Annotated in this window: 10 protein-coding genes; 8 read left to right on the top strand and 2 right to left on the bottom strand. The window is 61.3% G+C overall.

Features of this window, described 5'->3' with window-relative positions:
- The 8 genes from BMY31_RS08870 to BMY31_RS05585 all read left to right on the top strand — a co-directional run.
- Window positions 1–877: hypothetical protein (locus tag BMY31_RS08870; protein ID WP_219334859.1), on the top strand; the 877-nt coding region annotated here is incomplete at its 5' end.
- Window positions 878–879: 2 nt separating this feature from the next.
- Window positions 880–1,407, top strand: a complete 528-nt coding sequence (locus tag BMY31_RS05615) for a hypothetical protein (RefSeq protein WP_091009006.1) — start codon at window positions 880–882, stop codon at window positions 1,405–1,407.
- Between the two features lie 750 nt (window positions 1,408–2,157).
- Complete coding sequence (pepT, locus tag BMY31_RS05610; protein ID WP_091009003.1) at window positions 2,158–3,381, top strand: peptidase T; 1,224 nt, start codon at window positions 2,158–2,160, stop codon at window positions 3,379–3,381.
- Between the two features lie 51 nt (window positions 3,382–3,432).
- On the top strand, window positions 3,433–4,977 hold the full coding sequence (locus BMY31_RS05605) for a YfcC family protein (RefSeq protein ID WP_257612380.1): 1,545 nt from the start codon (window positions 3,433–3,435) through the stop codon (window positions 4,975–4,977).
- Window positions 4,978–5,187: 210 nt separating this feature from the next.
- Entirely contained in the window at window positions 5,188–5,673 is a 486-nt protein-coding gene (locus BMY31_RS05600) for a MarR family winged helix-turn-helix transcriptional regulator (RefSeq protein WP_078687413.1), read from the top strand.
- Window positions 5,670–7,532, top strand: coding sequence for an ABC transporter ATP-binding protein (locus BMY31_RS05595; protein ID WP_307777423.1), 1,863 nt, complete (start codon window positions 5,670–5,672; stop codon window positions 7,530–7,532). The genes BMY31_RS05600 and BMY31_RS05595 overlap by 4 nt, the downstream gene beginning before the upstream one ends.
- Window positions 7,525–9,321 (top strand): ABC transporter ATP-binding protein, encoded by a 1,797-nt coding sequence (locus tag BMY31_RS05590; protein WP_257612379.1) that lies wholly within the window; start codon window positions 7,525–7,527, stop codon window positions 9,319–9,321. The genes BMY31_RS05595 and BMY31_RS05590 overlap by 8 nt, the downstream gene beginning before the upstream one ends.
- Window positions 9,322–9,471: 150 nt before the next feature.
- Window positions 9,472–10,209, top strand: a complete 738-nt coding sequence (locus BMY31_RS05585) for an LOG family protein (protein ID WP_200802617.1) — start codon at window positions 9,472–9,474, stop codon at window positions 10,207–10,209.
- Between the two features lie 154 nt (window positions 10,210–10,363).
- Here BMY31_RS05585 and cysE read toward each other — a convergent pair whose 3' ends face one another.
- Together cysE and cysK are read right to left on the bottom strand one after the other, a co-directional pair.
- Entirely contained in the window at window positions 10,364–11,047 is a 684-nt protein-coding gene (gene cysE, locus BMY31_RS05580; RefSeq protein ID WP_091008995.1) for a serine O-acetyltransferase, read from the bottom strand.
- Window positions 11,047–11,958 carry a cysteine synthase A gene (gene cysK, locus BMY31_RS05575; protein WP_078687417.1) on the bottom strand — a complete coding sequence of 304 codons (912 nt, stop codon included), beginning with the start codon at window positions 11,956–11,958 and terminating at the stop codon, window positions 11,047–11,049. Before cysK ends, cysE begins: the two co-directional genes overlap by 1 nt.
- Window positions 11,959–11,992 lie beyond the last annotated feature (34 nt).

The raw sequence follows: 11,992 nt of genomic DNA, 5'->3' as shown, positions 1-11,992 counted from the left end.
CAAGTCCGAGGCCGACGCCACCGACGAGGCCGTGACCGAGACCGGCTGGATCAACGACGCCGTCACCGCGACGGTCGAGCCCAACCAGACGGACAAGTTCTCCGGCTACAAGTGGGACTCCACCGACGGCGAGACCTCCTACGAGCTCGCCGCCGGCGAGGCGACCGACCCGTCCACGCACGTGGTGAAGGTCTACTACGTCAGGGACGACTCGCAGACCCACTCCGTCAGCGCCCAGGTCGAGTACTACTTCGGCGACACCCTCGCCGAGGCCAAGGCCAAGTCCGAGGCCGACGCCACCGACGACCTCAAGATTGCCACCTCCTGGCTTAACGAAGAAGTCACTGTTAACCTCATCCCGAACGAGACTGATAAGTTCGTAGGTTATATCTGGGCCGAAACTAATGGTGAGACGAGCTTCACTTTGGCCGCCGGCGAGGCGACCGACCCGTCCACGCACGTGGTGAAGGTCTACTACGTTGCCGAGCCTGTCGCCCCTGCTGACGTTACTCCCGTGTCGCCTCAGACACCCACGCCCGTTCCTACTGACGCCGCGGTTCCTGCGACTACTGCAGGCGTTCCTGCGCCGACGCCAGTGATTCCTACTGCGGCTATTCCTGACGACGATACGCCTACGGCTCAGCCTGAGGAGATTTCGGATGACGAAACTCCTCTTGCCGGTATGCATGTGGACTGCTGGGTCCACTGGTGGATTATCCTCGGAATAATTGTCAACACAATCTACGCCATCTGCGTGGTGATCCGTCGCAAAAAGTACACGGACGAGCTGCGCCGGCGTGAGCGCAAGGTTACAGGTGAATCTGATGGCAATGAGGTTGACTCCTCTTCTGCCGTGCTTCAGGGAGAGGGTGAGTAGCAATGAAGAAGAGTAATTGGATTCTTCTTACGGTCTTTCTAATCGCTTCCATTTTCCTTCTCTGGCTTTGGTACTACCTTGGCTTTAACCGGGTGGATAATCCGCTCGATCTCGTTTTGAGCATTATCTGGTGGGTCGTTATCGTCGTATCCTTTGTCGTTATCTCGCGTGCTGAAAAGAAGCGTCGTGAGGAGATTAGGACTATCTACGTTGGGTCTGACGCCATATTCAACGTGGAGCGTGGCCTCATCTCCGTAAGTGACCCCACCGTTCGTCTGGACGAGATGGAGCAGCTTCTTGATGGGCTTGAGTACGGTTTCCATAAGGAAGACTGGCCCGGCGAGGATGTGTTTGAGCCAGATTTCGTCGTCCGATCTGAGGATTTCGACGAGAATGGCGCGCCTGGCGGAGGCGACTCCGAGGACAGGGAGCCCAAGTGGAAGGGGACGGTTACGAAAATCGACCATGTTAACGGCAACACAAAGGTTGATTTTGACGGAGTTGCTCAGCTTGCTGGTGCGCTTTCTTAGTAAGACGGCAGCTACGGAAGCATAATGGGGACGGACGCATCGCGTCCGTCCTTTTTGTTGGCGCGCACTGTTGGGGGAAGAAAGCGAATGCCAAGTCGTGGCGCGAGACGCAACGGGGCCAGAAAACCGCTCGTGGGCGAAAGCCATGCCGAGTTCAGATCGTGCGACTGCAAAAAGCGCTACGCGAGCGCCGTAGAAGCCAAGAAGGCGGCGAAACGCGGCGCGCGGAGGAAAGATGCCCCGCAGCTCTTTGTGTACCACTGTGGTTATTGCGGTGGCTGGCACCTGACTCACCGAAAGCCTAACCGCTAGAACCAGCGTCTAACGCTTTTGAGAGACCGCATCGGTCGTATTAATTAGAATATTGATGCTCTGGCCTTTAAGTATGGATGTATGCTATTTGCAAAATTGCGCATTTCAACCTAAGCTGAACGAACGGATTCTTCGGCACAGAATTCAGATTATAGTTATAGCTGAGCTGAGAACACATAAGCTAACTGTTGTTTTATCATGCTGTTCGCTAAATCATGCCAAATGTACTCATGACTATGCTCATAAATCGAACAAGTCGTTAATACCGCAAATGCATTTTTGATGGCACAATATGTGCCAATTTTAACCGTTCGCATAATTTGGGCCTGACGCGCTATACGGAACGTTTATATTTCTAAACTGTTTCGAGCAGCGTTTTGGGGACCGTGCCCGATGGGGTGCGGTCCTTGTTTGTCTTAAGAAGTGGAGGACGTTTGTATGGAGGCTATCGACCGCCTGCTTAAGTATGTAGTGGTTAAGACGCCGAGCAACGAGGACAACGATTCCGCCTGCCCCAGCTCAAGTGAGCAGTTCGATTTCGCCAACCTGCTTGCCGAAGAGCTGAAGGGTCTCGGTATCGAGGACGTTACGGTGAACGAGAGGTGCTTCGTCTACGCAAAGATTCCTGCAACACCTGGCTACGAGGGAAAGAAGAGGCTCGGGCTGATCGCGCACATGGATACCGTCTCTCAGTTCTGCGACGGACCCATCACGCCGGTGCTCCACGAGAACTTTGATGGTTGCGATCTTCTCCTGGGCGACAGCGGACGGACCTTGACCGTGAAGGACTTCCCGCGCCTTGCTGAGCTGAAGGGTCGTACTCTGCTGACCTCGGACGGAACCACTATTCTGGGCGTCGACGACAAGGCGGGCATTGCCGAGATTATGACCGCTCTCGAGCGCATCCTCTCTGGCAACGTTCCCCACGGCGCGCTTCGCATCGCGTTCACTCCTGACGAGGAGATCGGAACTGGAGCTGGCAACTTTGATGTCGAGTTCTTTGATGCCGACGTCGCCTACACCATGGACGGTGATGCCGAGGGTGAGATTCAGTACCAAAACTTCAACGCCTGCGAGGCTGACTTCGAGGTGAAGGGCGTCAGCGTCCACCCCGGCTCCGCAAAGGACATCATGGTCAACGCCATGCAGGTGTGCTGTGACATCAACAACATGCTCCCGACCCTCGAGGCTCCGCGCTACACCGAGGGGTACGAGGGCTTCTACCACCTTCTTGAGATTCATGGCGACGAGTGTGCCGGCGGCATGTCCTACATCGTTCGCGACTTCGATGCCGCCTCATTCGAATGCCGCAAGCAGACGCTCCGCCACATCGCAAAGGTCCTGAACGAGAAGTGGGGCGAGGGCACCGTGTCACTTGTTATCAAGGACGAGTACCAGAACATGGAAAACGTCATTGAGGACTACATGTTCACGATCGACAACGCCAAGAAGGCGTGCGAGCGTGCAGGTATTGCCCCCAAGGTGACGCCCATCCGCGGAGGTACCGATGGCTGCCAGCTCTCATTCCGCGGTCTGCCTTGCCCAAACCTGGGTACCGGCGGAGATGGCTACCACGGCCCCCTCGAGCACGCGACGGTCGAGGGAATCGATATTGCGACCAAGGCTCTCATTGAGCTGGTCAAGGTCTACGCAGAGGCCTAGGGAGAAGTACTTCTCGTCTAGTTGAAAGTCATCATTCGAAAGGATTGCATCGTGACAGAAGACATCGCAGTCGAGCAGGCAGCCGCGGAAGAGCCGAAGAGGCACAGGCTTCACTTTCCGACCGCTATCACCGTTCTGTTCATCGTCATGCTGTTTGCCGCGGCGCTGACGTATATCGTCCCCGCAGGCAAGTATTCCAAGCTGACATATGACGCCGATCAGGACTCGTTCGTCATCACCAAGCCCGATGACTCCACGGAGCTGATGCCTCCGACCCAGCAGACCCTTGACTCGCTGGGCGTCTCGGGCAGCCTGGACAGCTTCCTGGATGGCTCGATCTCCAAGCCCATCGCCATCCCCGGAACGTACGAGCGCGTCGATCAGGCCCCGCAGGGAATAGTCGAGTTCCTGCTTGCCCCGATCCAGGGCGTGTATGACACCATCGACATCATTCTGTTCGTCTTCCTACTGGGTGGCTGCATCGGCGTCCTGAACTACATGGGTGCGCTCAACTCGGCCGTTGCGGCGCTCTCTAGGCTCACCAAGGGCAGGGAGTACCTGCTCATCATCATCCTGTCGCTCCTGATGGTCATCGGTGGCACAACCTTTGGCCTGGGCGAGGAGACGATCGCCCTCTACCCGATCCTGATGCCGGTCTTCATCGCTGCTGGTTATGACGCCATGACCTGCATCGCGGTCATCTTCGTGGGCGCGTCTGTCGGCACGATGTACTCCACCGTCAACCCGTTTGCCATCGGCGTCGCGACCAAGGCGGCGGGCATCGCCATGTCCGAGCAGATGAGCTGGCGCTTCATTGCTCTGATTGTGGGTGCCGTGATGGCCGTCGCCTACATCATGGTCTACGCGCACAAGGTTCGCCTGGATCCCTCCAAGTCCGTTTGCTATGACATGAAGGGTAAGATCGAGGAGCGCTGGGGTCAGCAGGGCAACAGCATCGAGTTCACCACGCAGATGAAGGTCTCCCTTGCGGTGTTCGGCCTGTCCTTCGTCGTGCTCGTCTGGGGCATCGTCGCGCAGCAGTGGTGGTTCGACTACATGACCGCCGTCTTCCTGGCATGCTCCATCATTCTTGCCTTCACCTCCGGGCTCGAGGAAGAGGTCTTCTTCGACAAGTACATCGGCGGCTGCGGTGACCTCATGAGCGTCGCTCTGGTCGTCGGCGTCGCCCGTGCGGTGAACATCCTGCTCGAGAACGGCTTCATCTCCGACTCGATCCTGAACTTCTTCTCGGGTGCGGTCACCGGCATGAGCCCCATCCTGTTCATCATCGTCATGCTGCTGGTCTACGTCATTCTGGGCTTCTTCATCAACTCCTCCTCGGGCCTCGCCGTCCTCTCGGTGCCCATCATGGCTCCCCTCGGCGACGCGGTCGGCGTTTCTCGCGCCTCCATTATTGCGGCCTACAACTATGGCCAGGGTCTGATTTCGTACGTCACGCCCACGGGTCTGATTCTTGCCTCGCTCGCAATGGTCGACGTGCCGTTCAGCCGCTGGATCAAGTTCATCAACCCGCTCCTTGTTGCGACCATCGTGCTTAACGCGCTGCTGCTGGTTGCGCAGGTGCTCGTCGGATAGCTCGTGCGAAGCTGTTTTCCAGCTGGCAATAGTGGCTCCAGAGGGTTGTCGGATAGCTCCGATGACCCTCTTTTTTTGCAATATGCATATTGAATGGAGGCAACGGCACCGCTCGACTTTGTCCGAAATTGGATTATGCTTCTGCCAGTCTAATTGTCCGAAATCAGACCAAATACAGACCCAGGGCGAGTGGGACCGGAGGAGAAGATCATGTCATCCGTTCAAGAAGACGCACTGCCCACCGCGCGTGGAATCGACGTCATTTTTAAGGAGACAGAGCGCCTGTACAATCGGGTCGCACATGGCTGCAAGTTGTCGGATGGCGCGTTTTGGTCGCTGGTATCTATCGCCCTGAGGGATGGGCGAGCGCGACAAAGTGACATTGCTGACGAGTACTCGTTTTCGCGCCAGACCGTCAACTCTGCCGTCAAGTCTCTTGTGGGCAAGGGCTACGTCACCCTTGTGCCAGAGGAGGACGACCGTCGCAGCAAGCTAGTGTGCCTAACGGACGAGGGTGCCACGTTCTGCAAGAGGTTTGTGACTCCGGCCATCGAGGCGGAGATGCGCGCCTTCGACTCGCTTTCGGTTGAGGACCGCATCGCCTTTGCTCGCATTGCCCGCACGTACGCCGACGCCATCGACGCGGAGCTTTCTGCGCTTGGCCTGGACGATCAGAAGGGTGGCGACGCCTCGTGACGACAAAAGACGACTCCAGGCAATCTAAGGCAGGTACGACCTGCGACACGGACGTGGTCTCGGGTGAGTGCTCGCCTGCGGAGGGGGCTGTCGGGCGAGGGGCCTTTGCGCTTCTTGGCAGGCTTATGGCTCCCTACAGGCCGCTCGCGGTAGCGGCCCTCGTGACGCTTCTGCTCGATACCATCGGCACTCTCTACGTTCCGACGGAGCTCTCCGCCCTGCTCAACTCTGCCATTGGCGCGCAGGGCATGGGCCCGCTGTGGGACCATGCCCTGCGCATGCTCGTGGCTGCGGTGGTCGGCTCCGGGAGCTGCGTTGCCTCGTACTTCCTCGCTGCGCGCCTAGCGGCAGACGTCGGCCGTGACCTTCGCGTCTCGGTGTATCGCAAGTCGCTGGAGCTTTCCGCGTCGGATTTCGAGCGCTTCGGCACCGGCTCGATGATTACCCGCACGATGGGTGATGCGAACGTCGTGCAGCAGACCATCGTCATGTGCTTCGTGATGATTCTTCCGGTGCCGGTGATCGCCGTGACCTCGGTCGTGCTGGCGTGGGGCATCGATCCCGCCATGGGGCAAGTGCTCGTCGCGATCGCGGTCGCCATGACGGTGGTCTCCCTCGTGGCCATCAGGCGGTCGGCTCCCATCTTCCTGCACCTGCAGGAGTTTGTTGACCGCATGAACGTGCGGCTGCGCGAGACCATCACGGGAGTTCGCGTCATCCGCGCGTTCGGTCGCGAGAGGCGGGAGCGAAGACATCTGGACGAGACCTTCGAAGCGTACGCCGAAAACGCGGTGCGCGTGAACCTGATCTTCTCGGTGGCGGACTGCACGACGTTCTTCCTGATGAACGTCGTGGAAGTGCTCTTCGTTTGGCTGGGCGCCGATCGCGTCGGCGTACATGCCATGCAGATAGGCTCGATCTCGGCGTTGGTCCAGTTTGCCATCATCCTGCTGTTCTTCATGATGATGGCCCAGTTCGCCATGCTCCAGGTCCCGCGTGCCCTGGCGTGCCTGACCCGTGCGACGGAACTCTTGGAGCTCGAGCCGAGCATCAAGGATTCCGTGCGAGAAGCGCCTGCTCCTCCGGCGGAAGAGCTACTCGCCAATGAAAGAGAGTCTCCTGTCGCGGAGTTCGATCACGTCGACTTCCGCTTTGACGACGCGAGCGAGGACACCCTTCACGACCTGAGCTTTGCGGTTCGAAGGGGCGAGATCTGCGCCATCATCGGCAACACAGGCTCGGGCAAGTCGACGATCGCGAAGATGCTTCTGCGCTTTCACGACGTAACAGGTGGCGAGCTAAGGGTCGCTGGGCGCGACGTGCGCGACCGCAGTCTGGCGGACCTGCGGTCCCGCATGGCGTATGTGCCCCAGAGGGCCTGGCTCTTCTCGGGGACCATCGCCTCGAACCTGCGGATGGCCGCGCCTGATGCCACCGACGACGAGCTGTGGCACGCACTCGACACTGCCCAGGCGTCGTTTGTGCGCGAGCTGCCGCAGGGGCTCGAGGCCCGCGTGACGCAGGGGGGAACGAACTTCAGCGGCGGCCAGCGACAGCGTTTGGCCATCGCTCGCGCGCTTGCGCGAAAGGCCGACCTGTACGTGTTCGACGACTCGTTTTCGGCGCTTGACTACAAGACCGACGCCGCGTTGCGCCATGCGCTCTCGTCTGAGCTTGGCGCTTCGGCGCGCCTGATAATCGCGCAACGCGTCAGCACCATTCGTGATGCGGACCAGATTCTTGTCCTGAAAGATGGCAGGCAGGTGGGGCTGGGCACCCATGACCAGCTGGTCGAAACCTGTCCAACGTACCAGGCGATTGTCGAGTCGCAGCAACGGGGAGGCGATCTGCGTGGATAGCGAAGAGGAGTACGGGATGCCGCACGACGCCCGCGCCGCCGTCCTGCGACTGTGGAAGGCAGCTGCCGGCGAGCGCTGGCGACTGGCTGTCGCGACGATTTTCGCCGTCCTGTATGTCGTGGCTACTCTGGCGACACCCATATATAGCGCGTATCTGATCGACTGCCTTTGGGCGCTCATCCAAGCTTCGTTCGAGCAGGGGCGCACGTTTGCGGTGAGCTGGGAGAGCGGCGGCGCCCAGGTGTTGGGCCTCCTTGGCGTGTGGACCCTTGCATGGCTCTTCTACAGTGGACAGGCGCTGGTCATGTCGGGCTTCGCCGAGCGCCTTAACCTGAACCTTCGCAAGCAGGTCAGCCGGAAGATCAATCGCCTTCCGCTTGCGTACTTCGACGCGCGCCAGCCTGGCGAGACCATCAGCCGCGTAACCAATGACCTGGACAAGGTCTCGGAGGTCATGCAGCGTGGTCTTCTCCAGCTGCTCATCAGCACCTTCACGCTCGTTGGCGCCGTCATCATGATGACGACCTACGACCTGGCGCTGACGGGGCTGTTCGCTCTTGCGGCGGCTCTGTCGTTCCTGCTGACCAAGGTGGTCGCCGCCAAGACCTACGGGGCCTTCGACAGGCGTCAGGCGGTCATGGGCAGGCTTTCCGGCAAGGTGGAGGAGGCGTACACCGGACGCGCCGTCATTAAGGCCTTCGGCGACGAGGAGAAGAGCTTCCAATCCATTTGCGACGACGCCGAGGAGCTGGCACGGGCCGGCGCGTTTGCAGACTTCCTGGCAAGCGCCGTCGCACCCGTCATTCGCTTCCTAATGAGGCTGGCCCAGGTCGTCATCGCGCTGCTTGCGGGACGGCTCCTGCTCAACGGGACGCTCAGCGTCGGCCGGTTCCAGGCGGTCTTCCAGTACATCACCGAGGGCTCAGAGCCGCTGACGGAAGTGTCGGGGACCATCAACCTGCTACAGGGCGCCCTCGCCGGTGCCGAGCGCGTGTTCTTCCTGCTGGACCAGAACGAGGTCGAGCCCGACCCCAAGGAGCCCCTGGCGCTTCCCGAGCCGCTTCGCGGACGCGTGGCCTTCGAGCACGTGCGCTTTGGTTACAGGCCTGGTTGCCCCCTCATGAAGGATGTCAACTTGGTGGCCGAGCCCGGCCAGAAGGTGGCCATCGTGGGCGCGACCGGTGCGGGCAAGACGACTCTCATCAACCTGCTGATGCGCTTCTATGAGGTGGATGGCGGACACATCACGATAGACGGCGTCGACACGCGCTCGATCTCTCGCTCGGAGCTGCGTAGGAGCTTCGGCATGGTCCTGCAGGACTCCTGGCTGTTCGAGGGCACGATTGCCCAGAACATAGCCTATGGCAAGCTGGACGCCACGCGCGACGAGGTCGAGGCCGCCGCGCGTGCCGCGCACGTCGACTTCTTCGTGCGCACGCTGCCCCAGGGCTATGACACCGTGCTCACCAACGACGCCGAGAGCGTGAGCCAGGGCCAGCGCCAGCTGCTGACCATAGCGCGCGCCATGCTCGCCGATCCGGCCATGCTCATCCTGGACGAGGCAACGTCGAGCGTCGACACGCGTACCGAGCAGTACATCACGCGCGCCATGGAGGCGATCATGGAGGATCGCACCAGCTTCGTGATCGCTCATCGCCTCTCGACGGTGGTCGACGCTGACCTGATTCTGGTGATGGACCACGGTGACATCATCGAGCAGGGCACGCATCTCGAGCTTCTGGCCAAGGGCGGGCGCTACGCGGAGCTCTACCAGAGCCAGTTTGCCTAGCGAGGCCGGGTACCGCGCACTTCTTGCCTATGCCGGTGCATATCAAAGCGTATCCATACGTCCGACCCATCCCGTGGCATGTGCTTGCGGGGCGGGTTGCTTGGGTACGCTGTCTGTACACGTACGCAAAACGCAGCAAAGGAGGCTCTCATGGACAGGAAGACGCGCACGTACCGCAAGGGCGCCGTCATCTATCGCGACCGCATGATTCCGCGCGGCACGTCGACCGAGCACCTTCTGGAAGAGGATGGGCCTACCGACTGGCTGCACATGGATCCATGGCGCGTCCTGCGCATCCAGTCGGAGTTCGTCGAGGGCTTCGACGCCCTTGCGGAGCTTGGCCCGGCCGTGGCGGTGTTCGGCTCGGCGCGCACGAAGCCCGAGGACCCCTACTACAAGGCAGCCGAGCGCATGGGTGCCCTGCTTGCGCAGAACGGCATCGCGACCATCACGGGAGGTGGCCCCGGCATCATGGAGGCGGCCAACCGTGGCGCCACGCTGAACAACGGCGTCTCCGTGGGCCTGGGCATCGAGCTTCCCCATGAGCAGGGGCTGAACGAGTGGGTGAACCTTGCCATGAACTTCAGGTACTTCTTCGTGCGCAAGACCATGTTTGTCAAGTACTCACAGGGCGCCATCGTCTGCCCGGGTGGCATGGGGACTCTGGACGAGCTCTTCGAGCTGCTGACGCTGCACCAGACGCACAAGGTCGACCGGACGCCAGTGGTCCTGTATGGCTCGGAGTACTGGTCTGGCCTCCAGGACTGGCTCCGCGACACCGTGCTGGCATCGGGCAACATCGACGACCTGTCGTTTGTGATGACAGACGACCCCGAGGAGGCAGTCAACATAGCGGCAAGCGAGATCTACGGCGCACCCCTGGAGTAGCCTTCGGGCACCTCTGTGGCCAAGAAGTGACCGCCTTCGCGGCCGAGGCAGCTTCTGCATTAGAGACGGTCCCGCCGGCGAGTCGCTGCCGGCGGGGCCGTCTGTGCGTTCGGGTGGGTGCGGGGGGCTTGCCGCTGCGGGCGGCTGGAGCGTCTTACAGCGCGCAGGACCAGCGCACGTTCTCGTTGTCGAGCTGTGCGGGGTTGAAGCCACTTGAGACCAGGCGAAGGAGCTTGTTGTGCCCCTCTCGCACGACCTTCGCGGGTACGCCTGCCACGGTGGTGCAGCTGGGGACGTCGTGCACGACGACCGAGCCCGCTGCGACCTTGACGTCATCTCCCACGTTGATGTTGCCCAAGAGCGTCGCGCCTGCGCCCACCATCACGTTGTTGCCCAGCGTGGGGTGGCGCTTGCCGCCGTGCTTGCCGGTCATGCCCAGTGTCACGTTCTGGTAGATCAGACAATCGTCTCCGATGATGGCCGTGCCACCGATGACGACGCCGATGCCGTGATCGATCGTGAAGCGGCGCCCGATCTGCGCGCCGGGATGAATGTCTGCGCCCAGCTTGCGGCGCATGCGCTTGGCCAGCCACAGGGCGAGCTTGCGCATGCCGTGGGTCCAGAGCCAGTGGTGACGGCGATACGCCCAGACGATGCGGGTGCCCGTGGAGAAGAGAACGATATCGCTCTTGCTCTCCGCCGCGGGGTCGCGCTCGAATGCCGCTTGGGTGTCCTCGCGCATCAGTTGGAAGAGCGAGGGCTCCTTTACGCGGCGGTCGGCCGCGGCCTCTGCCCCGCCCTGGTCGCGCGCGGTGGTGTCAACGAGTGCCTTAGACATTAGAGCTCCATCGAGAGGTAGCGCTCTCCGGTGTCGGGGAGCACGGCGACAATGGTCTTCCCAGCGTTCTCGGGACGGTTGGCCAGCTCGATGGCCGCCGCCACGGCAGCTCCGGAGCTAATGCCCACAAGCAAGCCGGACTTGGAGGCGAGCTCCTTCTTGGTCGCGATGGCGTCTGCCGAGGCGATGGGGAGAATCTCGTCGACAACGCTGGCGTCAAAGGTCTTGGGCACGAAGCCTGCGCCAATGCCTTGGATCTTGTGGGCGCCGGAGGGCTTGCCGGCGAGCACCTGGGACTCGGCGGGCTCAACCGCCACTGCCTCGATGGCGGGGTTCTTCTCCTTGAGGAACTTGCCGGAGCCAGAGATCGTTCCGCCGGTGCCCACGCCTGCGACGATGATGTCGACGGTGCCCTCGGTGTCACGCCAGATCTCGGGGCCGGTGGTCTCGTAGTGGGCGCGCGGGTTGGCGGGATTGACGAACTGGCCGGCGACGATGGATCCGGGGGTGTTGGCGCGAAGCTCGTCGGCCTTGGCGACGGCGCCCCTCATGCCCTCGGTGCCGGGGGTCAGGACGATCTCTGCGCCGTACGAAGCCGCGAGCTTGCGGCGCTCGATGGACATGGTCTCTGGCATGACCAAGATCATGCGGTAGCCACGCTCGGCTGCCAGCATGGCCAGGCCAACGCCGGTGTTGCCGCTGGTGGGCTCGATTACCGTGCCGCCCGGCTTGAGGCTGCCGTCGGCCTCGGCGGCGTCGAGCATGGCTCGGGCCACGCGGTCCTTGATGGAGCCGCCGGGGTTGGTCGCCTCGTACTTTCCAAGGATGGTTGCTTTGCCGCTGGCGAGGTCGGAAAGGTCCACCAGGGGGGTGGAGCCAATGAGGGCCTCGGTCTTGCCTGCTACGAACATACGTCCTCCTTATGACTGCCCCAAGCGGGGCATT

Source organism: Parafannyhessea umbonata, assembly GCF_900111255.1.
Taxonomy (GTDB): Bacteria; Actinomycetota; Coriobacteriia; order Coriobacteriales; family Atopobiaceae; genus Olsenella_J; species Olsenella_J umbonata_A.
The sequence above is the reverse complement of the archived record's forward strand: the minus strand, read 5'-3'. Positions and strand labels throughout refer to the sequence as shown.